At 45.3% G+C, this 22,104-nt stretch carries 17 protein-coding genes; all 17 read left to right on the top strand.

The window, feature by feature from the left end:
* The first annotated feature begins 1 nt into the window (after window position 1).
* The 17 genes from ftsL to carA all read left to right on the top strand — a co-directional run bounded on the left by ftsL (window position 2) and on the right by carA (window position 22,098).
* Window positions 2-319 carry a cell division protein FtsL gene (gene ftsL / locus OCV56_RS02360; RefSeq protein ID WP_086714227.1) on the top strand — a complete coding sequence of 106 codons (318 nt, stop codon included), beginning with the start codon at window positions 2-4 and terminating at the stop codon, window positions 317-319.
* Window positions 316-2,073 carry a penicillin-binding transpeptidase domain-containing protein gene (locus OCV56_RS02365; RefSeq protein WP_086714226.1) on the top strand — a complete coding sequence of 586 codons (1,758 nt, stop codon included), beginning with the start codon at window positions 316-318 and terminating at the stop codon, window positions 2,071-2,073. Before ftsL ends, OCV56_RS02365 begins: the two co-directional genes overlap by 4 nt.
* 18 nt (window positions 2,074-2,091) lie before the next feature.
* Entirely contained in the window at window positions 2,092-3,576 is a 1,485-nt protein-coding gene (gene murE, locus OCV56_RS02370; RefSeq protein ID WP_086714225.1) for a UDP-N-acetylmuramoyl-L-alanyl-D-glutamate--2,6-diaminopimelate ligase, read from the top strand.
* Window positions 3,576-4,949, top strand: coding sequence for a UDP-N-acetylmuramoyl-tripeptide--D-alanyl-D-alanine ligase (locus OCV56_RS02375; RefSeq protein WP_086714224.1), 1,374 nt, complete (start codon window positions 3,576-3,578; stop codon window positions 4,947-4,949). Before murE ends, OCV56_RS02375 begins: the two co-directional genes overlap by 1 nt.
* Complete coding sequence (gene mraY / locus OCV56_RS02380) at window positions 4,946-6,028, top strand: phospho-N-acetylmuramoyl-pentapeptide-transferase (protein ID WP_086714223.1); 1,083 nt, start codon at window positions 4,946-4,948, stop codon at window positions 6,026-6,028. Before OCV56_RS02375 ends, mraY begins: the two co-directional genes overlap by 4 nt.
* A 58-nt stretch (window positions 6,029-6,086) precedes the next feature.
* Entirely contained in the window at window positions 6,087-7,403 is a 1,317-nt protein-coding gene (gene murD / locus OCV56_RS02385) for a UDP-N-acetylmuramoyl-L-alanine--D-glutamate ligase (RefSeq protein ID WP_086714222.1), read from the top strand.
* 22 nt (window positions 7,404-7,425) lie between these two features.
* Window positions 7,426-8,622, top strand: coding sequence for a cell division protein FtsW (gene ftsW / locus OCV56_RS02390; protein ID WP_086714221.1), 1,197 nt, complete (start codon window positions 7,426-7,428; stop codon window positions 8,620-8,622).
* Window positions 8,623-8,634: 12 nt separating this feature from the next.
* Complete coding sequence (gene murG / locus OCV56_RS02395) at window positions 8,635-9,696, top strand: undecaprenyldiphospho-muramoylpentapeptide beta-N-acetylglucosaminyltransferase (protein ID WP_086714220.1); 1,062 nt, start codon at window positions 8,635-8,637, stop codon at window positions 9,694-9,696.
* Window positions 9,697-9,709: 13 nt separating this feature from the next.
* Window positions 9,710-11,170, top strand: coding sequence for a UDP-N-acetylmuramate--L-alanine ligase (gene murC / locus OCV56_RS02400; protein ID WP_017059288.1), 1,461 nt, complete (start codon window positions 9,710-9,712; stop codon window positions 11,168-11,170).
* A 278-nt stretch (window positions 11,171-11,448) separates the two neighbouring features.
* Window positions 11,449-12,141, top strand: a complete 693-nt coding sequence (locus tag OCV56_RS02405) for a cell division protein FtsQ/DivIB (RefSeq protein ID WP_017629344.1) — start codon at window positions 11,449-11,451, stop codon at window positions 12,139-12,141.
* Complete coding sequence (ftsA, locus tag OCV56_RS02410) at window positions 12,134-13,402, top strand: cell division protein FtsA (RefSeq protein ID WP_017056050.1); 1,269 nt, start codon at window positions 12,134-12,136, stop codon at window positions 13,400-13,402. The genes OCV56_RS02405 and ftsA overlap by 8 nt, the downstream gene beginning before the upstream one ends.
* Before the next feature lie 31 nt (window positions 13,403-13,433).
* On the top strand, window positions 13,434-14,663 hold the full coding sequence (ftsZ, locus tag OCV56_RS02415) for a cell division protein FtsZ (protein ID WP_017059291.1): 1,230 nt from the start codon (window positions 13,434-13,436) through the stop codon (window positions 14,661-14,663).
* A gap of 96 nt (window positions 14,664-14,759) precedes the next feature.
* Window positions 14,760-15,677 carry a UDP-3-O-acyl-N-acetylglucosamine deacetylase gene (gene lpxC / locus OCV56_RS02420; RefSeq protein ID WP_010434751.1) on the top strand — a complete coding sequence of 306 codons (918 nt, stop codon included), beginning with the start codon at window positions 14,760-14,762 and terminating at the stop codon, window positions 15,675-15,677.
* Window positions 15,678-16,065: 388 nt separating this feature from the next.
* Window positions 16,066-18,792, top strand: a complete 2,727-nt coding sequence (gene secA, locus OCV56_RS02425) for a preprotein translocase subunit SecA (protein ID WP_061019049.1) — start codon at window positions 16,066-16,068, stop codon at window positions 18,790-18,792.
* Window positions 18,793-19,139: 347 nt separating this feature from the next.
* Complete coding sequence (mutT, locus tag OCV56_RS02430; RefSeq protein ID WP_086714219.1) at window positions 19,140-19,538, top strand: 8-oxo-dGTP diphosphatase MutT; 399 nt, start codon at window positions 19,140-19,142, stop codon at window positions 19,536-19,538.
* 92 nt (window positions 19,539-19,630) lie between these two features.
* On the top strand, window positions 19,631-20,455 hold the full coding sequence (gene dapB, locus OCV56_RS02435) for a 4-hydroxy-tetrahydrodipicolinate reductase (RefSeq protein WP_026084086.1): 825 nt from the start codon (window positions 19,631-19,633) through the stop codon (window positions 20,453-20,455).
* 503 nt (window positions 20,456-20,958) lie between these two features.
* On the top strand, window positions 20,959-22,098 hold the full coding sequence (gene carA / locus OCV56_RS02440) for a glutamine-hydrolyzing carbamoyl-phosphate synthase small subunit (RefSeq protein WP_048609692.1): 1,140 nt from the start codon (window positions 20,959-20,961) through the stop codon (window positions 22,096-22,098).
* The last annotated feature ends 6 nt before the right edge of the window (window positions 22,099-22,104 follow it).

A 22,104-nucleotide genomic window follows, 5' to 3' on the forward strand; every position in this document is an offset into this window, starting at 1 on the left:
AATGAAGACCTCCAAACCTAACTTAGCCAAGATTATATTTTTTGATTTGATTTCAGTGGGCAAGGTCCCATTGATGCTTCTTATCTGTATCTTTGCGAGTGCGATGGGGGTCGTTCTTACGACACATATGTCACGTCAGGCGATAACGCAAAAGGACATGGCATTGGTGGAACGAGAACAACTTGATGATGAGTGGCGAAATTTAATGCTTGAAGAGACGGCTTTAGCTGAACATAGCCGCGTTCAGGCATCGGCAAAACGAGAGCTAGACATGAAACGTCCAGACTCTGATAAAGAAGTTGTGATCACACTGAAATGACCGGTAAAAAGGAAAAAGCACCCGCGAAAACCGTTAATAAATCAACGAAAGAGCGTGTGAAGAGCGAAAAGGATTCGGATCCAATTCTGATTAAATGGCGTTTTAACGTCGTGATTGCTTTCGTGTTTCTTGCCTTTGCTGCACTTGTTGGTCGTGTGGCTTACATCCAAATTATTGAACCAGATAACTTAATTCGTCAGGGCGACCTTCGTTCAGTGCGTGTTAAGGCTATTCCTTCTGCTCGCGGTATTATCTCCGATCGCAATGGCGAACCGCTTGCTGTGAGTGTTCCAGTTGAAGCCGTGTGGGCCGATCCTAAGACCATTTTCGATAAAAATGGCATGGCTCAAATTGATCGTTGGTATGCGTTAGCCGATGTACTTGGCCTGGAACGTCAATCTATGATCGACAAGATCTCTAGCAACAAATCCCGTCGATTCATTTATCTACAAAGACAAGTTAGCCCTGCGATGGCTAAGTATATTCGAGAGCTAAAGCTGGTGGGTGTTGGCTTGAAAGCGGAATCTCGACGTTACTACCCTGCAGGCGAAGTCAGTGCACACCTTATCGGGGTGACTGGAATCGATGGTCATGGCCTAGAAGGCGTTGAACGTAGCTACGATAAATGGCTTACGGGCGAGGCAGGTAAGCGAACCATCCGTAAAGATCGTTACGGGCGCGTTGTTGAAAACATTGCTTTAGAAGAGCGTGAAGAAGGTAAACCACTCGAATTAACCATCGATCAACGATTACAAGCGATTGCTTACAGAGCTATAAAACAGGCGGTGGCGGATCATAAGGCGACGTCAGGCTCGGCGGTATTACTTGATGTAAAAACCGGTGCTGTTTTGGCTATGGTGAACGCACCTTCTTATAACCCGAACAATCGTGCTGATTTGCAAAGCTTCAAGATGCGTAACCGCGTGCTCACTGACGCAATGGAGCCCGGCTCTACGGTAAAACCGTTTGTGGTTTTGGCAGCGTTAGAGAACGGCACCGCAGACCCCGATATCGTTATTGATACTGGCAATGGCATCATGCAGATCGGTGGTAGCCGCGTACGAGATTCTTCTAAAGTGGGTAAGGCTGACTTAGCCTTGATTCTCAAGAAGTCGAGTAACATCGGTGTCGCGAAGTTGGCACTTAATATGCCTTTAGATGCTTTACTTGGGATGTACAGCTCAGTTGGTTTGGGTGAGATGTCAGGGCTGAATTTAATCGGTGAAACGAGCGGTATTTTCCCAAATCGACGTCGTTGGTCAAAGTTTGAAATTGCGACATTAGCATTTGGCTATGGCTTGTCTGTGACGCCGATGCAGTTGGCACATGCCTATGCGACGTTAGCCAACAAAGGCATGTATGAACCGATTCATATTATTAAGAGTAACGACCAAGATTTTTCTAAGCAGATCATCAAGCGCGAGAACGCGGAGCTGGTGTTGAATATGCTAGAAGGGGTGACTCAAAAAGGTGGTACGGCAACAAGAGCAGCTGTGCCGGGTTACCGAGTTGCAGCCAAAACGGGTACCTCTCGTAAGGCTGAAGCGGGCGGATACAGTGATGAGTACATTGCGATTACCGCAGGTTTTGCTCCTGTGAGTGACCCAAGAGTGGCGCTAGTTGTTGTGGTCAATGAGCCCCAGGGTGACCTTTACTATGGTGGTTCAGTCGCAGCCCCCGTTTTTTCTGAAATCATGAAGGGAGCACTGCAAATTCTCAATGTCCCTGCTGATGAAAACAAATTTCAAGAATAGAGCCAATCAGGATTCAATATGAGTAATAGCCTCACGCTGTCATCTTTACTTTCTCCTTGGGGAGATTTCAGCTCTTCTGAGCTAGATGCGATTGCTGTTGAGCAATTGGAGTTAGATAGCCGAGCCATCAAGACAGGTGATGTTTTTGTTGCCGTAATCGGACATGCTGTCGACGGTCGTCGGTTTATCGACAAAGCCGTCGCTCAGGGTGCGAAAGCCGTCCTTGCACAAGCGGGTGATGACAAACTTCATGGCTTGGTTGAGTGGTTAAATGCAGTACCTGTTGTTTATGTCTCAGAGCTAAATTCAATTCTCTCTGAACTGGCTGGCCGAGTTTATTCTTCTAAAGCGAGCAAACTGATTGGCGTTACTGGCACCAATGGCAAAACCACCATCACTCAATTGATTGCTCAATGGCTAGACCTAGTCGGTCAACGCTCTGCGGTAATGGGCACTACAGGTAACGGCTTCTTAGATAATCTAAAAACAGCGGCGAATACCACAGGCAGTGCGATTGAAATACAGCGTACGCTGAGTGAGTTGGCTGAAGAAAACGCCGTTTATACCGCGATGGAAATCTCTTCTCATGGTTTGGTTCAAGGCCGAGTAAAAGCGTTGGATTTTGAGGTTGGTGTCTTTACTAACCTGAGCCGTGACCACCTTGATTATCACGGTACGATGGAAGAGTACGCACTGGCTAAGAAGAGCCTGTTTACTGAGCATAAGTGTAAACACGCCGTGATTAATGTTGATGATGAAGTCGGCAAAGCGTGGATGTCAGATTTGTCTAATTCGATAGCCGTGTCATTGCTTCCGTTGTCTGGTTACCAACATTCGGTGTGGGCATCTGATGTCGCTTATGCAGAAACAGGTATTCAGATGTCCTTTGATGGTAGCTGGGGGCAAGGTCAGCTTTCGGTTCCTTTAATTGGCCAGTTCAACGCATCAAATGTGTTGGTTGCTTTCGCGACTCTGCTTTCATTGGGCATCGATAAGCAAACTTTGATCGACACAGCACCTCAGCTTCAACCGGTTATTGGTCGTATGGAGCTGTTCCAAGTTCCGAACAAAGCAAAAGTAGTCGTCGATTACGCGCACACACCAGATGCTCTAGAAAAAGCATTAGCAGCACTGCGAGTTCACTGCTCTGGAAAGCTTTGGGCTATCTTTGGCTGTGGTGGTGACCGTGACAATGGTAAGCGTCCAATGATGGCGGTAACTGCAGAGCAGTTCGCCGACAACATTATTATTTCAGATGACAACCCTCGCAGCGAAGATCCTGCTTTGATTGTTAAAGACATGCTCGCAGGCTTAAGCAAACCTGAATCTGCGTTTGTCGAACACGATCGCTATCAAGCGGTTAAGTTTGCCCTAGAGCAGGCTGCCAGCAATGACATTATTCTTTTGGCTGGCAAAGGTCATGAGGATTACCAAGTATTGAAAGACGAAACGATTCACTACTCAGATCGAGAGTCTGCGCTACAACTTTTAGGTATTTCATAATGATTGATGTATCACTTGAGCAAATTTTCTCAGCGGTGAATGGTCAGCTGATTGAGGCTGGCAAATCGAACAATAGTGTCATTAATGCGGTTTCTACTGACACTCGAACCGTTGAAGAAGGTGCACTGTTTGTTGCTCTCGTTGGCGAGCGTTTTGATGCGCATGATTTTTGTGGTCAGGCTGTTGAGGCCAATGCGAGCGCGTTGTTAGTTGAACGAAAACTTGACCTAAATATTACTCAAGTTGTTGTTGAAGACACTAAACTTGCTTTAGGTCAGCTAAGTGCTTGGATTCACGAGCAATGTAACGTTCCAACTATGGCGATTACCGGTAGCTGCGGCAAGACGACAGTAAAAGAGATGGTTGCGAGTATTTTGCAGCAACGTGGCAAGGTGTTGTTTACTGCTGGTAACTTCAATAATGACATTGGTGTACCACTAACCTTGTTCCGCAGTCAGCCAAGTGATGACTATGCGGTGATCGAATTAGGCGCGAACCATATCGGTGAAATTGCCTACACCACTCAGCTAGTGAAACCACAAGTTGCTTTGGTGAACAATGTCGCTGCAGCGCACTTAGAAGGTTTTGGTTCTATCGATGGCGTGAAGCAAGCGAAAGGTGAAATCTTTCAGGGGCTTGCTGCTGGTGATACTGCTATTGTTAATCTAGAGAGCAACGGTGGCGACTTTTGGAATGGCGTACTTGCAGATAAAAGAGTGCTGACCTTTTCAGAGAGTGATGACAAGGCAGATTATTTTGCGACTAATATTCTCATCAATGAGCAAGGTGAAGCTTGCTTTGATATGCAGACTCCGCAAGGTGCCATTGATGTCGAACTTGGCATTATTGGTCAGCACAACGTAGCAAATGCGTTGGCGGCTGCAGCGTTAAGCACTCAATTTGGTGCCACGCTTGAGGAAATAAAAAGCGGTTTAGCGAACCTTATCTCGGTTAAAGGTCGAGTTGAGGTTCAACAATTAAGTCAGAATATCAAGCTGATAGATGACAGTTACAACGCCAGCGTACCGGCAATGAAAGCTGCAGCTAAATTGCTGTCGAGCTTCAAAGGTCAACGTTGGTTGATTTTAGGCAATATGGCCGAATTAGGCGACGAAAGCCTTGCACTTCACCGTCAAGTCGGTGAATATGCTGCCCCATTCGCTTTTGAGCATGTACTCACTTACGGTGATGATACCAAGGTGATTAGTGAAGTCTGTAATGGGATTCACTTTGCAACGCATCAAGCGATGATCGCGCACATAGAGCAGCACTTATGCTTGCCAGAAAACGCGTCACATACCTTGTTGGTAAAAGGCGCGAATAGTGCAGGAATGAGTAAAATAGCCGCTGCTTTAAAGGAGAACTTTTCATGATAATTTGGCTTGCAGAGCTACTACAGCCACACTTTTCTTTTTTCCGTTTGTTCGAATACCTATCGTTTCGTGCAATCGCGAGTATTTTGACCGCTTTATGTCTGTCGCTGTGGATGGGACCTCGTTTAATTGAGCGTCTGCAAATGCTACAAATTGGCCAAGTTGTTCGTAACGATGGCCCAGAATCTCACTTCAGCAAACGTGGTACTCCAACCATGGGCGGCATGATGATCCTTGCTGCCATCATTATCACAGTATTGATGTGGGCTGATCTTTCAAACCCTTACGTTTGGGCGGTATTGGCAGTGCTTGCTGGCTACGGCGCCGTTGGTTTTGTTGATGACTACCGTAAAGTCGTTCGTAAGAACACAGATGGCTTGATTGCGCGTTGGAAGTATTTCTGGCAATCAGCGATTGCATTGGTTGTGGCGTTTGCTCTGTATGCTCACGGACACGACACCGCTGCAACGCAATTGGTTGTTCCTTTCTTCAAAGACGTGATGCCACAACTTGGTTTACTGTACATTGTACTAACTTACTTTGTTATTGTGGGTACCAGTAACGCGGTAAACCTAACGGATGGCCTAGATGGCTTGGCGATCATGCCAACGGTTATGGTTGCGGCTGGTTTTGCTGTTATCGCTTGGGCGACGGGTAACGTTAACTTCGCGGCATACCTACACATTCCATACATCCCATACACCTCTGAACTGGTTGTAGTATGTACTGCTATCGTTGGTGCCGGCCTAGGTTTCCTATGGTTTAACACCTACCCGGCACAAGTATTCATGGGCGATGTTGGCTCTTTAGCACTGGGTGGAGCACTGGGTGTGATTGCTGTGTTAGTTCGCCAAGAGTTGGTACTGGTTATCATGGGCGGTGTGTTTGTAATGGAGACCTTGTCAGTAATCCTGCAGGTAGGCTCTTACAAATTGCGTGGCCAACGTATTTTCCGTATGGCACCGATTCACCACCACTATGAGCTTAAAGGCTGGCCTGAACCGCGCGTAATCGTGCGCTTTTGGATCATCTCAATGGTATTAGTATTGGTTGGCCTAGCGACACTGAAAGTTCGTTAATCCTATGCGAGCCTCTGTCATAGAGGCTCTTGAAAACTATTAAGAGCATCTTGTTTAAATGGAACGTTGGCAAAATATTCAAAATGTAGTGGTTGTGGGGCTCGGTATTACCGGGCTCTCTGTCGTTAAACATCTCGTAAAATATCAGCCTCACACTCATGTGAAGGTCATTGATACGCGAGAACTACCGCCGGGCAGAGAGTCTTTGCCTGAATCGGTAGAGCTGCATTCTGGAAGCTGGAATACTCAATGGTTGGCTGAGGCTGATTTAGTGGTAGCTAACCCAGGTATCGCCTTAGCAACCCCTGAAATTCAAGATGTTGTTCAAGCGGGAACGCCTGTCGTCGGTGACATCGAGTTGTTTGGCTGGGCGGTGAATAAACCCGTTGTGGCGATTACAGGCTCAAATGGCAAGAGTACCGTGACTGACCTTACTGGCGTGCTTGCTAAAGCCGCTGGCCTTAACGTTGGTGTCGGTGGCAATATTGGTATTCCGGCTTTAGACCTTCTTGAGCTTGATGCTGATTTGTATGTCCTTGAGCTTTCAAGCTTTCAGCTAGAGACAACGTCCAGTCTAAATCTTGCAGCGGCGGCCTTTTTGAACCTGTCAGAAGATCACATGGATCGCTATCAGGGTATGGCTGATTATCGCGAGGCTAAGTTAAGAATCTTCAATAACGCGCAGTGTGCGATTGTTAATCGCGAAGACAAACAGACTTATCCTGATCATAAGATGCCATTGGTGACATTTGGACTCGATGACCAAGAGTTTGGTGTTGCGACGATTGATGGCACTGAATGGTTAATGGACACCGGAAAGCCAGTACTTCCTACTCAAGATTTAACATTGGTTGGACGTCACAATGTGGCGAATGCGTTAGTCTCTTTAGCGTTACTGAAGCAAGTTGGCATCGATTACAGCAAAAGCCTTGAAGCATTGAAAGCTTACAACGGTTTAACGCATCGCTGCCAAGTGGTGGCTGACAAGCGCGGAATCAAATGGGTTAATGACTCCAAAGCAACCAACGTAGCTAGCACGTTGGCCGCTCTGTCCGGTTTAGAGTACCAAGGTACTTTGTATCTCTTGGTTGGCGGTGTAGGTAAGGGGGCCGACTTTAGTGAACTTAAGCCCGTGCTGTCTCAGCTAGACCATGTTCAACTGTGTTGTTTTGGTGAGGATGCAGCGCACTTTATGCCGTTACACCCATCAGCTAAGACGTTTGAAACCATGGGTGACATCATAGAGAGTATCTCAAAGCAGTTAGCTGCCGGTGATATGGTGATGTTGTCTCCTGCGTGTGCTAGCTTTGATCAATTTAATAACTTCATGGCAAGAGGTGATGCGTTCACTGAACTTGCTCATGAGTATGCCTAACGTGTTGAAGGACTAACATTCAGTGCTAAGAGTGAAAGAGATCAATCAATCTATTTGGCAGTGGCTCAACCGTGCTACACCAGAGGCGCTCTATGATCGTCAATTGGTATGGATTGCTCTGGGACTGATGCTTACGGGCTTAGTGATGGTAACGTCGGCTTCGTTTCCTATCAGTGCTCGTTTAACCGATCAGCCGTTTCACTTTATGTTCCGTCATGCCATCTTCCTTGTGTTGGCGTTAGGAGTCTCCAGTGTCATATTACAAATCCCGATGCAGCGCTGGTTTCAATACAGTATGTATCTACTGGGCTTGTCCTTCTTTTTGCTAGTCGTGGTATTAGCAGTTGGTAAGTCCGTCAATGGTGCATCACGTTGGATCCCTCTGGGGCTATTTAATTTACAGCCGGCTGAAGTCGCCAAGTTATCGCTGTTTATCTTTATGGCGGGCTATTTGGTTCGTAAACAAGATGAAGTGAGAAAAACCTTCTTCGGTGGTTTTGGTAAACCGATCATGGTGTTCGGCGCCTTTGCTGTGTTGCTACTTGGTCAGCCCGATTTAGGTACAGTCGTCGTAATGCTAGTTACCCTATTTGGAATGCTATTCATTGCTGGTGCTAAACTTTCACAGTTTATCGCTTTGATGGTGGCTGGTATTGCCGCGGTCGTCGGTTTGATTGTTATAGAACCCTATCGTGTTCGACGTGTGACCTCATTCTGGGAACCTTGGAATGACCCGTTCGGTAGTGGCTACCAATTAACTCAATCATTAATGGCGTTCGGTCGTGGTGACTGGATGGGACAAGGGCTTGGCAACTCAATTCAAAAACTCGAATATCTACCGGAAGCGCATACCGACTTTGTATTTGCTGTATTGGCTGAGGAACTCGGTTTCGTCGGTGTAACCTTAGTACTCATGCTGATCTTTAGCTTGGTTTTTAAAGCCATTTTTATTGGCAAAAAGGCCTTTGAAAACGACCAAGTGTTCAGTGGTTATCTGGCATTTGGTATTGGTATTTGGTTTGCTTTTCAAACGCTTGTTAACGTAGGCGCAGCTTCAGGTATTGTACCGACTAAAGGTTTAACCTTACCGTTGATCAGTTATGGTGGTTCAAGTCTTATCGTGATGTCGGTGGCGGTTTCTATGTTGCTGCGTATTGATCACGAGTGCCGGATACAACAAAAAGAACAAGCCGACAATCAAAACGAATTAGTAGAATAAGAATCTAACGTGATGAAACAAAACAAAAAACTTTTAGTGATGGCTGGTGGTACTGGCGGCCACGTTTTCCCAGGGCTAGCGGTGGCTAAAAAGCTTCAGCAGCAAGGTTGGGAGATTCGCTGGTTAGGAACCGCAGACAGAATGGAAGCGGATTTAGTGCCAAAGCATGGTATTGAAATCGACTTCATCGAAGTGAAAGGTCTGCGCGGTCAAGGTATTAGCAAGCTAATTAAAGCGCCGTTCCAGATTATCAATGCCATACTTCAAGCAAGGCAGCACATCAAAGCATGGCAGCCAGACGTGGTGCTTGGTATGGGCGGCTACGTAAGTGGTCCTGGCGGTATCGCGGCATGGTTGTCTGGTATTCCAGTGGTACTGCATGAGCAAAACGCAGTGGCTGGTTTAACCAACCAGTGGCTGTCTAAGATTGCTAAAAAGGTTTTTCAAGCTTTTCCTGGTGCTTTCCCTACTGCAGAAGTCGTAGGTAACCCAGTACGTGAAGATGTTGTTGCCTTAGCTGAACCAGAGCTACGTATGGCTGAGCGTGATGGTGACATCCGTATCTTGGTCATGGGCGGCAGTCAGGGCGCGAAAATTCTGAACGATACCTTGCCCGTAACTATGGCGAAGCTTGGTGAGGGCTTCACTGTAATGCACCAGGCGGGTAAGAACAGTCAACAACAAGTTATTGAACAATACAAATCACATTCTGTAGATAATGTACAAGTGACTGAATTTATTGATGATGTGGCGCAAGCTTATAAATGGGCAGATCTATTAGTGTGTCGCTCAGGTGCATTAACCGTATCTGAAGTGTCTGCAGCAGGTGTGGGTTCTATCTTCGTTCCGTTTATGCACAAAGACAGACAGCAAGCGCTCAACGCCGATCACTTAGTTGAATGTGGCGCTGCGTTAATGATTGAACAGCCTCAACTGACGGCTGATAAGCTAGCGAGCACTATCGCTCAGCTTGATAGAAATGAATTAAAAATGATGGCAACAAAAGCTCGTCAAGCAGCCAAGCTTGATGCTGATGTGACCGTCGCTGAAGCAATTAAAGCTTTAGCAAAATAATGAGATTGAATTGATGACGATTGAACATACCCAAGACTTAGCGCAAATCCGTGCAATGGTGCCAGAGATGCGCCGTGTTAAATCTATCCACTTCATTGGTATTGGTGGTGCAGGCATGAGTGGGATCGCTGAAGTCTTGCTAAATGAAGGCTACCAAATCACAGGTTCTGATATTGCTCAAAACCCAGTGACTGATCGTTTAGTTAGCAAGGGCGCGACCGTTTACATTGGTCACCAAGCAAGTAACGTTGCCGATGCAAGTGTGGTGGTGGTATCAACCGCTATCAACGAAGAAAACCCAGAAATTATTGCCGCTCGTGAAGCGCGTACACCTATCGTTCGTCGTGCTGAAATGTTGGCTGAGTTGATGCGTTTCCGTCATGGTATTGCTGTTGCTGGTACGCACGGTAAAACGACCACTACAGCGCTAGTGACTCAGATTTACTCGGAAGCAGGCCTAGATCCAACCTTCGTCAACGGTGGTTTGGTCAAAAGTGCGGGTACTAACGCACGTTTAGGTTCAAGCCGTATCCTTATCGCTGAAGCTGATGAAAGTGATGCGTCATTTTTACATCTGCAACCAATGGTTAGTATTGTAACTAACATTGAAGCGGATCATATGGATACCTATGGCGGCGACTTCGAAACGTTAAAGCAGACGTTTATTGATTTCTTACACAACCTACCGTTCTACGGTCAAGCTGTGATGTGTGTAGACGATCCAGTTGTACGTGAGCTTATCCCTCAGGTAAGTCGTCAAGTAATTACTTACGGCTTCTCAGAAGACGCAGATATTCGCATTGAGAACTATGTACAGGAAGGTCAGCAAGGTAAGTTCACGGTGGTGCGTGAAGGTAAAGCTAACCTTGATATTACATTGAACATTCCAGGCCGTCATAATGCACTGAATGCATCAGCTGCGATTGCTGTTGCAACGGAAGATGACATCAGCGATGAAGCTATTCTAAAAGCGATGGCGGGAACGGAAGGTACTGGTCGTCGTTTCGATCATCTTGGTGAGTACGAAACGGGTAAAGGTGTGGCGATGTTGGTCGATGATTACGGTCATCACCCAACGGAAGTGGATGTGACTATCCAAGCTGCACGAAGTGGCTGGACTGACAAACGTCTTGTGATGATCTTCCAACCACACCGCTACAGTCGAACGCGTGATTTATATGATGATTTTGCGAACGTTCTTGAACAAGTTGATGTCTTAATCTTATTAGATGTGTATTCAGCAGGTGAGAAACCGATTGCAGGGGCTGACGGACGTTCGCTAAGTCGAACTATTCGTGGGCGTGGTAAGATAGACCCAATCTTTGTTGCAGATATCAACGCGCTGCCATCGGCTTTAGCTAACGTAATTCAAGGCGGTGACCTTGTTTTAACACAGGGTGCAGGTGATGTTGGTCGAGTAGCAAAACAGTTGGAATCGTTACAGTTAGACATTAATAAAATGCAGAACGCGTAACAGAATACTGTCTACAGACTGTGGTCAATCGCTCACTTCTTGCGATTGACCTAAAATTGACCAAAAATCTTATTATCAACGTTTGATAGTTTGATTTTGCTCAGTATAATTCATAGGTTAAAGTAAGTGCTTTTACCTCTATTACGAAGATAGGGAATAGAATTGCGAACCAACGACAGGGAATGCGGGCTTTGGTAGAAAGTACTTTTAGCGAAAACCGCCACCTATTCAGTTTACCGTCGCTCAAGAAACACGCCTTAGGCGGGTCTTTTTTTGTCATGGTATTGCTATTCATTGGGTTTCTTTTCTATACCACGCTGACTTGGATGTGGGACGATCAGCGATTGCCTCTCTCCAAAATAGTACTTCAAGGTGACTTAACTTACGTAACCGCTGGTGATGTTCAACATGCCTTTGGCGAGCTAGAGCACATTGGAACATTTATGTCGCAAGACATCGGTGTGTTGCAAGACAGTTTAGAAGCGTTACCTTGGGTTTCAGTGGTCTCCATTCGTAAGCAGTGGCCAGACACAATAAAAGTATTTTTGACTGAGTACCATGCAGCAGCAATCTGGAACGGCAACATGCTGCTGAATGACGATGGTCAAGTGTTTAATGGTGATATCGGCCTGCTAAAGGGCGATAGAGTTAAGCTTTATGGCCCAGACGGCACCAGCCAAGAAGTGATAGAAAAGTGGCGACAGATAACCCCTCTGATTAACAGTCTAGGGTTAACCGTTACCTCTCTCGTTCTTAATGAGCGTCGCGCTTGGCAAATAATCCTAGATAACGGTATCCGTTTAGAACTAGGTAAAGATTCTTTAGATGAGCGTGTTGAACGCTTCATTTCGCTTTACAACGAACTCGGTAGTAAAGCGAATCAAGTGAGCTACATCGACCTCAGGTATGATACGGGAGCCGCTGTAGGCTGGTTTCCAGAGCAAGAGTTAGAAGAGAGCACAGATGACTAAGACCGCAGATGACAACATAATCGTTGGTCTTGATATAGGCACTGCGACCATATCAGCTCTGGTTGGTGAAATATTGCCTGATGGTCAAATCAATATCATTGGTTCTGGGCAAAGCCCATCCAGAGGTATGGATAAAGGTGGTGTAAACGACCTAGAGTCGGTAGTTAAGTCAGTTCAGCGAGCTATTGATCAAGCAGAGTTGATGGCGGAATGCCAAATCAGCAATGTATTTATCTCGCTATCGGGCAAACATATCGCAAGCCGAATTGAAAAAGGCATGGGCACAATCTCTGATGAAGAGGTGTCTCAAGACGATATGGATCGAGCGATCCATACCGCGAAATCAATTAAAATAGGTGATGAGCAGAGAATTCTGCACGTGATCCCGCAAGAATTTACCATTGATTATCAAGAAGGGATTAAGAACCCACTTGGCTTATCTGGTGTTCGAATGGAAGTCAGTGTTCACCTAATTTCTTGCCATAGCGACATGGCGAGAAACATTATTAAAGCTGTTGAACGATGTGGTCTCACAGTAGAACACATCGTGTTTTCAGGACTTGCCTCAAGCAATGCGGTAATTACTGAAGACGAGAGAGAGCTTGGAGTGTGTGTAGTAGATATCGGTGCAGGTACGATGGATATTTCCATTTGGACTGGCGGCGCACTGCGACACACAGAAGTCTTTTCCTACGCAGGAAATGCAGTAACCAGTGATATTGCCTTCGCTTTCGGCACGCCAGTGAGCGATGCTGAAGAGATAAAAGTAAACCATGGTTGCGCTCTGAGTGAACTCGTAAGCAAGGATGACTCTGTTAACGTCCCAAGTGTTGGTGGTCGCCCATCGAGAAGTTTGCAACGACAAACTTTGTCGGAAGTGATTGAACCACGTTACACTGAACTTATGGGGCTCGTTAACCAAACTATTGATACGGTTCAATTACAGCTACGAGATGAAGGTATTAAACACCACCTTGCAGCTGGCGTCGTTCTCACTGGTGGAGCGGCACAAATTGACGGATTGGTAGAGTGTGCGGAACGTGTTTTCCGCAATCAAGTTCGAGTTGGTAAGCCGTTAGAAGTTAGTGGCTTAACTGACTATGTTAAAGAGCCGTATCATTCTACGGCGGTTGGTTTACTTCATTACGCAAGAGATTGTCAGATCAGTGATGAGGGTGATTACAGCGAACCTAAGCGTTCAGCACCTTCTATGTCTGGTTTGTTTGGTAAATTGCGTAATTGGATACAAAAAGAGTTTTAACCTGAGTTGCAGGAAAAAACGGAGATAACACATGTTTGAACCGATGATGGAAATGTCTGACGATGCAGTAATTAAAGTCGTTGGAGTTGGTGGCGGTGGCGGTAACGCTGTTGAGCACATGGTGCGTGAGTCAATCGAAGGCGTAGAATTCATCAGTGTTAACACTGATGCACAAGCACTTCGTAAAACGAGCGTGAGCAGCGTGATCCAAATTGGTGGTGATATCACTAAAGGTTTGGGCGCTGGTGCAAACCCACAAGTAGGCCGTGATGCAGCTCTCGAAGATCGAGAAAGAATTAAAGAAGTTCTAACTGGCGCCGATATGGTATTTATCGCAGCTGGTATGGGCGGTGGTACTGGTACAGGTGCTGCTCCAGTTATTGCTGAAGTTGCGAAAGAGTTGGGTGTGCTAACGGTTGCTGTTGTAACTAAGCCATTTAGCTTTGAAGGCAAAAAGCGTTTAGCGTTTGCTGAGCAAGGTATCGAAGAGCTTTCTAAGCATGTGGATTCTTTAATTACGATTCCAAATGAAAAGCTACTTAAAGTACTTGGTCGCGGCGTAACACTGCTTGAAGCTTTCGCAAGTGCAAATGATGTACTTAAAAACGCTGTACAAGGTATCGCTGAGCTAATTACGCGCCCTGGTATGATTAACGTCGATTTCGCGGATGTTCGCACCGTAATGTCTGAGATGGGTCATGCAATGATGGGTAGCGGTATCGCAAAAGGCGAAGACCGTGCTGAAGAAGCTGCTGAAACGGCAATTTCTAGCCCACTACTAGAAGACATCGACCTAGCTGGTGCACGTGGCGTTCTTGTGAACATCACAGCGGGCCTAGATATGCGTCTAGATGAGTTCGAAACAGTAGGTAACACAGTTAAGGCATTCGCATCTGATAACGCAACAGTTGTGATTGGTACTTCTCTTGACCCTGATATGACGGATGAAATCCGTGTAACTGTTGTTGCAACAGGTATCGGCACAGAGAAAAAACCAGACATTACATTAGTTGCTGGTGGTAAAGCTAAGGTTGCACCAACTCCTCAACCACAGGTAGCGGCTCAAACTGCACCAAAAGTGGAAGAGAAAGTGGCACAGCCATTGCAAGAAAAAACTGAGGTTAAACCTCAAGTTAAACCGCAGCCAACAACGTCACCTGTTTCTTCAGGTACAGGCGCTAGCCAAAGTGCAGCACCTAAGGCTGAGAAAGAGAGTGGATACTTAGATATTCCAGCATTCTTACGACGTCAGGCTGATTAACAAATACCCAAAATTTGACTATTGTCGAATTAATGGTAAAATTCGCGGTCGGTAAATACTGGCCGTGATTTGTAGCACTGATAACGAGGCAAGCAGATGATCAGACAACGTACTCTGAAAGAAATTGTGAAAACAACTGGTGTGGGTCTCCACTCTGGTCGTAAAGTCACACTTACTCTTCGCCCGGCAGCTGCAAATACAGGCATTGTTTATCGTCGTACAGATGTAAATCCACCTGTAGATTTCCCAGCTGATCCAGCGTCAGTTCGTGACACTATGCTATGTACAGCTCTTGTTAATGACGAAGGCGTACGTATCTCTACAGTGGAACACCTTAACGCAGCTCTAGCGGGCATGGGCATTGACAACATTATTGTTGAAGTAGATGCTCCTGAGATCCCAATTATGGATGGTAGCGCAAGCCCATTCGTATACTTGCTACAGCAAGCGGGTGTGGAAACACTGAATGCAGCGAAACGTTTTATTCGTATCAAAAAGCCTATCCGTTTTGAAGATGGCGATAAGTGGGCAGAGTTTGTTCCATTTAACGGCTTCCGTATGGACTTTGAGATCGACTTTAACCACCCAGCAATTGAATCTGATGAGCAACGTTTGTTGTTTGATTTCTCTTCACAAGGCTTTGTGAAAGAGATTTCTCGCGCTCGCACTTTCGGCTTCATGCGCGATATTGAGTATCTACAATCTCAAAACCTAGTACTTGGCGGTAGCTTCGATAATGCTATCGTTCTAGACGAATACCGAATTCTTAATGAAGAAGGTCTACGTTTTGACAATGAGTTCGTAACTCACAAAGTATTGGATGCGATTGGTGACCTTTACATGTGTGGACACGCTATTATTGGTGAGTTCCGTGCATACAAATCAGGTCACGGCCTAAACAACCAACTACTACGTGCAGTACTTGCTGACGCAGAAGCTTGGGAATGGGCAACATTCGAAGAAGAAGTAGGCTCTCCTGTTGCATTTGCTGAGCCAGGAATGGTTCTAGCGTAATTGTTGTTTACAACAATATAAGATTTCGAAAACCAGGTCATTGACCTGGTTTTTTTGTATCTATTTTCCAGATACAGTGTCGTCAACATCCGAAAGTTGTCTACCAATGAGCTACAGTCTGGCTAATCCGTCAGCAATTAGAAAGAAAAGTTCCAAGCACATCAAACAAATGGGGTTATAAATGGTCGTTAGTGTGAAAATTACTTACACTAAAGGGCATTAATTTTAACTCAAGCCTTGAAAACTCTACTCTCAAGTACAATATCAAAGATACTAGATTTATCTCAGTATCCTTGGTTAGTAACTGAAGACTAGTTCATAGCTAGTAGAGACTGACGGCATTTAAAATAGATCGCGGACGATCTGAGAACGAAGAGATTCCAAGCACATGATTACTAAGCTGCTGACAAAGGTAATTGGCAGTCGCAATGACAGAACACTGCGCCGCCTTAGAAAAATTGTAAAAGAAATTAATAACTACGAACCAACGTTTGAAGCACTTTCAGACGAAGAGCTAAAAGCTAAAACGGTTGAGTTTCGTGAGCGCTTAGATAAAGGTGAATCGCTAGACCAACTTCTACCTGAAGCATTTGCTACGGTACGTGAAGCGTCTAAGCGTGTTTACGGCATGCGTCACTTTGACGTGCAAATGATTGGTGGCATGGTTCTAAATGCTGGCCAAATTGCAGAAATGCGTACTGGTGAAGGTAAGACTCTTACAGCGACCCTACCAGCTTATCTTAACGCCCTACCTAGTAAAGGTGTTCACGTAGTAACGGTGAACGATTACCTCGCGAAGCGTGATGCGGAAACAAACCGCCCATTATTTGAATTCCTTGGTATGACCGTTGGCGTGAACGTGCCAAACATGGCTCCACCAGAGAAGAAAGAAGCGTACCAAGCGGATATCCTATACGGAACAAACAACGAGTTTGGTTTCGACTACCTACGTGACAACATGGCTTTCCGTGCTGAAGATCGTGTTCAACGTGAACGCTTCTTCGCTGTTGTCGATGAAGTTGACTCAATTTTAATTGATGAAGCTCGTACTCCACTTATTATCTCTGGTCCTGCTGAAGATAGCTCAGACCTTTACACGCGTATTAACACGTTAATTCCGAACCTTGAGCGCCAAGATAAAGAAGATTCTGAAGAGTACCGTGGTGAAGGTCACTACACCATGGACGAGAAATCGAAGCAGGTTCACCTGACTGAAAACGGTCAAGAATTTGTAGAAGAGCTAATGGTGAAAAACGGCCTGATGGAAGAGGGCGATACGCTTTACTCTCCAACAAACATCAGCCTATTGCACCATGTTAATGCAGCGCTTCGTGCACACGTATTGTTTGAGAAAGACGTCGACTACATCGTTACTGAAGAAGGCGAAGTGGTTATCGTTGATGAACATACTGGTCGTACTATGCCAGGTCGTCGTTGGTCTGAAGGTTTACACCAAGCTGTTGAAGCTAAAGAAGGTGTGAAGATTCAGAATGAAAACCAGACTTTAGCATCGATTACATTCCAGAACTTCTTCCGTCTATACGAAAAACTGTCCGGTATGACAGGTACTGCCGATACTGAAGCTTTCGAATTCCAGTCTATCTACGGCCTAGAAACTGTGGTTATCCCAACCAACAAGCCTATGGTTCGTAACGATATGCCAGATGTGGTTTATCGTACTGAAGAAGACAAGTTCAATGCGATCATTGAAGATATCAAAGACCGTGTAGCAGCTGGTCAGCCATCACTGGTTGGTACGGTTTCTATCGAGAAGTCTGAACTACTGTCTAACGCCCTGAAAAAAGCAAAAATTAAGCACAGCGTTCTAAATGCTAAATTCCACGAAATGGAAGCAGAGATCGTTGCACAAGCTGGTATGCCGAGTGCGGTAACTATCGCAACTAACATGGCTGGTCGTGGTACCGATATCGTGTTAGGTGGTAGCTGGCAGGCACAAGTTGAGAAGCTAGAGAATCCAACCAAAGAGCAGATCGATAAGATCAAAGCTGATTGGAGAATCATCCACGATAAAGTACTTGAGTCAGGTGGTCTGCACATCATTGGTACTGAGCGTCATGAATCTCGCCGTATCGATAACCAGCTACGTGGTCGTTCTGGTCGTCAAGGTGATGCGGGTTCTTCTCGTTTCTACCTATCAATGGAAGATTCTCTGCTACGTATCTTTACATCGGATCGTATGGCTGGTCTTATCCAAAGTGGTATGGACGAAGGCGAAGCGATCGAATCTAAGATGCTTTCTCGCTCAATTGAAAAAGCACAACGTAAAGTTGAAGGTCGTAACTTCGATATTCGTAAGCAGCTTCTTGAGTACGATGATGTAGCGAATGACCAACGTAAAGTGGTTTATGAGCTTCGTGACGAACTGATGAGTTCTGACGACATCAGCGAAATGATCGAACACAACCGTGAAGACGTGTTTACTTCGGTTATTGATGAGTACATTGCTCCTCAATCTCTTGAAGATATGTGGGATATCGCTGGTCTGCAAGATCGTCTGAAGAATGACTTCGATCTAGACTTTGATATTCAAGGTTGGTTAGACGAAGACGACAAGCTTTACGAAGAAGCATTGCGTGAACGAATCCTAGGTATGGCGGTTGATTCGTACAAACAGAAAGAAGAAGTGGTTGGTGCTCAAGTACTGCGTAACTTCGAGAAGTCTGTGATGCTACAAACGCTAGACGGTCTTTGGAAAGAGCACTTGGCTGCGATGGATCACCTTCGTCAAGGTATCCACCTACGTGGTTATGCTCAGAAGAACCCGAAACAAGAGTACAAGCGTGAGTCGTTTGAACTGTTTGAAGGCCTACTAGATGTACTAAAAACAGACGTTGTTACCATTCTTTCTAAAGTTCGCGTTCAGCAACAAGAAGAAGTTGAAAAGATGGAAGCGCAACGTCAAGCCCAAGCTGAAGAAGCGGCGCGTCGTGCAAAAGCACAACATGCAACGGCTGAAAACCAGCTAGGCGACAATGAAGCTGAAGCTGCATCTCCACAAACGGTAGTACGTGATGAGCGTAAAGTGGGTCGTAACGAACCATGTCCATGTGGAAGCGGCAAGAAGTACAAACAGTGTCACGGTAAAATTGACTAAGTTTGGTGAATCGTTGCTGTAACAGATGATTGCAGTGTCGGAGGTACTCACTTACTAACGTAAGCTCCGTGCCTCCTCCTCGCACTCACCACGTTACAGCTTAGCTTCACAAAACTTAATGATAAAAAGAGTCGCTTAGGCGGCTCTTTTTGTATGTAAATTTCATGGCTTACTTTGTTATGCAAGGAAGTCGTCATTCCCTATAGCGAGGAACGAGCGCAGTAGGGAATCTCGTTTAGTTAGGCTCACGTTGTTTTAGATCCCCAACTCAGTCGTTCCTCCTTCTTGAGGATGACATCATTTCATAGATGAGTTGGCGATAACGGATATAGAAAGGAACACCATCAATGAAAAGAATCCACATTGTAGCGGGCATTATCTTCAATCAAGATAAGTCACAGGTATTTATCACAAAGCGCCCGGACGATAAACACAAGGGCGGTTTCTGGGAATTTCCTGGTGGTAAGGTAGAAGCGGGCGAAACCATTGAACAAGCAATGACTCGTGAGCTTGATGAAGAGATTGGTATTAAAGTGACTGAACAGTCTCTGTTTGAGCACCTTGAATTTGACTATACGGATAAGTCGCTTAAGTTTGATTTCATCCTGGTGACCGACTTTGAACTGCAGCCTTATGGCAAAGAAGGTCAACAAGGTGAATGGGTAAGCCTAGAATCATTGAATCAATACGCCTTCCCAGAGGCAAATGTGCCAATTTTAGAGCGAGTAATAAAAGAGTTTTCGTAATTGCTAGCCTGAGTTTGAGATTGTTGTTAGTTTAAAGAGATTAATCGATTGAACGTTGCTGCAAGAGATAAGTGGCAACGGTAACCAAAACAATGGAGATATTCGCAGTGGTAAGAATTGCAATTGCAGGAGCAGCGGGCCGTATGGGGCGCAACTTGGTGAAAGCCGCTCATCATAATTCAGAAGCAAGTGTTGGTGCTGGTTCAGAGCGTCCAGAGTCATCTTTGGTCGGCGTTGATGTTGGCGAGTTATGCGGTGAAGGTCGTTTTGATGTTGCTCTAGTGGATGACTTGTCTAAAGCCATCGAAGAGTTTGATGTGATTGTCGATTTTACTGCACCTGTTAGCACATTAGCGAATATTGAACTTTGTAAACGTCACGGTAAAAAGCTGATCATCGGTACGACGGGTTTCTCTGAAGAAGAGAAGCAGGTGATTGATGCCGCTTCAAAAGAGATGCCTATCGTAATGGCACCTAACTACAGTGTCGGTGTGAACCTGGTATTTAAGCTGCTAGAGAAGGCCGCTAAAGTGATGGGCGATTATTGTGATGTCGAGATCGTCGAGGCTCACCATCGTCATAAAGTCGATGCACCTTCTGGTACTGCGATTGGCATGGGCGAAGCGATTGCTGGTGCGATGGGCAATGAGCTAAATGATGTGGCCGTGTGGTCACGTGAAGGCATTACTGGCGAGCGTACAAAAGATGAGATTGGTTTTGCGACAATTCGAGCTGGCGACATTATTGGCGAGCATACCGCTATGTTTGCTGATATCGGTGAGCGAGTAGAAATTACTCATAAAGCCACAGATCGAATGACCTTTGCTAATGGTGCAATCAAAGCAGCAGTTTGGTTAAATGACAAACCTGCTGGCTTTTATACCATGACTGATGTCCTTGGTTTGAACGATCTGTAAATAGATATTTATGCGCTGGCAACTGCCGGCGCTTTCTTTATTTAGTACCTTTTTCACTGTAATCTCTCTTCTACGATCCTCCTTTTACTTTCTTATTCTCGTCATTTCCCCTTGGTTTAAGTGTTGTTTATGTTGGCTTTGGTGTGCTTTCTATTTTAGATCTTTAAATTATCATGTTTTCTCTTTGTATTTATCGTTTGCGTTTTGCTGCTGATATTTTTGTTACTCTATGCTTAGCTAAAATGAGGGGTGAAAATTAGAAAATCATAATATTCGGTTTAAATGAGCATGAAAGTTGAACTTTTGAAGCTTTGATGGTGTAAATTGGATTAGTCCTTACAAATGTTTAATTTCTTTTGCGTTAAATGTTGACACGTATCACGCAGATCACTAAAATACCGCCAATTTGTCTAATTTCCATAAACACGCAGTTTTTGGTGTTGCAGGAAGGTAGATTTGCAAATTAAATCAATTTTAATGCATTTTTATTTCTGGAGGTTGTCTTGAAGAAGTCAGCACTACTCGTCCTAGAAGATGGGACAGTATTTCACGGTGAAGCCATTGGCGCTGTAGGTTCTGCAGTTGGTGAAGTCGTTTTTAATACCTCGATGACGGGGTACCAAGAAATCCTCACTGATCCTTCCTATTCTCAACAAATCGTTACTCTTACTTACCCTCACATTGGCAATACCGGAACCAATTCCGAAGACGAAGAATCTTCTTCAATCCACGCTCAAGGCCTTGTGATTCGCGATCTCCCTCTAATCGCTTCTAACTTCCGTAATGAACAATCCCTTTCTGATTACCTTAAGTCGCAAAACGTTGTTGGTATCGCTGATATCGATACTCGTAAGCTGACACGTATTCTTCGTGAAAAAGGTGCTCAGAACGGTTGTATCGTAGCTGGCAACAATTTAGACGAAGCTTTGGCTCTAGCTAAAGCAAAAGAATTCCCTGGCCTGAAAGGTATGGACCTTGCGAAAGAAGTTACAACAAAAGAAGCGTATCAATGGAAACAAGGTTCGTGGACGCTTACGGGTGGACTTCCTGAAGCGAAAGCAGACTCTGAATTGCCATACCACGTTGTTGCTTATGACTTCGGTGCAAAACGAAACATCCTACGAATGCTTGTTGACCGCGGCTGCCGCCTAACGGTTGTTCCAGCTGAAACTTCTGCTGAAGAAGTACTCGCTCTGAACCCAGACGGTGTTTTCCTTTCAAATGGCCCTGGTGACCCAGAACCATGTACTTACGCAATTGAAGCGACAAAAGTGTTCCTAGAAAAAGGCTTACCAATTTTCGGTATCTGTCTAGGTCACCAGATTCTTGCTCTTGCGTCAGGCGCTAAGACAGTGAAGATGAAGTTTGGTCACCACGGTGCAAACCACCCGGTTAAAGATTTAGATCGTGATGTTGTGATGATTACTTCGCAAAACCACGGCTTTGCTGCTGACGAAGAGACCCTTCCAGAGACACTGCGTGCAACTCACAAATCACTATTTGATGGTTCTCTACAGGGTATTCACCGTACAGATAAACCAGCATTCAGCTTCCAAGGTCACCCAGAAGCAAGCCCAGGTCCAGAAGATGCGGCACCGCTATTCGACCACTTCATTGAATTAATTAAACAGCACACAGCGTAATCCGGA

This window comes from Vibrio gigantis, from assembly GCF_024347515.1.
Lineage (GTDB): Bacteria > Pseudomonadota > Gammaproteobacteria > Enterobacterales > Vibrionaceae > Vibrio > Vibrio gigantis.

What these genes read in the sequence shown, in the direction of transcription:
- ftsL (WP_086714227.1), top strand. Translation starts at nt 2, where the DNA reads ATGAAGACCTCCAAACCTAACTTAGCCAAGATTATATTTTTTGATTTG.
- murE (WP_086714225.1), top strand. Translation starts at nt 2,092, where the DNA reads ATGAGTAATAGCCTCACGCTGTCATCTTTACTTTCTCCTTGGGGAGAT.
- OCV56_RS02375 (WP_086714224.1), top strand. Translation starts at nt 3,576, where the DNA reads ATGATTGATGTATCACTTGAGCAAATTTTCTCAGCGGTGAATGGTCAG.
- lpxC (WP_010434751.1), top strand. Translation starts at nt 14,760, where the DNA reads ATGATCAGACAACGTACTCTGAAAGAAATTGTGAAAACAACTGGTGTG.
- ftsZ (WP_017059291.1), top strand. Translation starts at nt 13,434, where the DNA reads ATGTTTGAACCGATGATGGAAATGTCTGACGATGCAGTAATTAAAGTC.
- murG (WP_086714220.1), top strand. Translation starts at nt 8,635, where the DNA reads ATGAAACAAAACAAAAAACTTTTAGTGATGGCTGGTGGTACTGGCGGC.
- murC (WP_017059288.1), top strand. Translation starts at nt 9,710, where the DNA reads ATGACGATTGAACATACCCAAGACTTAGCGCAAATCCGTGCAATGGTG.
- OCV56_RS02365 (WP_086714226.1), top strand. Translation starts at nt 316, where the DNA reads ATGACCGGTAAAAAGGAAAAAGCACCCGCGAAAACCGTTAATAAATCA.
- secA (WP_061019049.1), top strand. Translation starts at nt 16,066, where the DNA reads ATGATTACTAAGCTGCTGACAAAGGTAATTGGCAGTCGCAATGACAGA.
- murD (WP_086714222.1), top strand. Translation starts at nt 6,087, where the DNA reads ATGGAACGTTGGCAAAATATTCAAAATGTAGTGGTTGTGGGGCTCGGT.
- ftsA (WP_017056050.1), top strand. Translation starts at nt 12,134, where the DNA reads ATGACTAAGACCGCAGATGACAACATAATCGTTGGTCTTGATATAGGC.
- dapB (WP_026084086.1), top strand. Translation starts at nt 19,631, where the DNA reads ATGGAGATATTCGCAGTGGTAAGAATTGCAATTGCAGGAGCAGCGGGC.
- mutT (WP_086714219.1), top strand. Translation starts at nt 19,140, where the DNA reads ATGAAAAGAATCCACATTGTAGCGGGCATTATCTTCAATCAAGATAAG.
- mraY (WP_086714223.1), top strand. Translation starts at nt 4,946, where the DNA reads ATGATAATTTGGCTTGCAGAGCTACTACAGCCACACTTTTCTTTTTTC.
- OCV56_RS02405 (WP_017629344.1), top strand. Translation starts at nt 11,449, where the DNA reads ATGGTATTGCTATTCATTGGGTTTCTTTTCTATACCACGCTGACTTGG.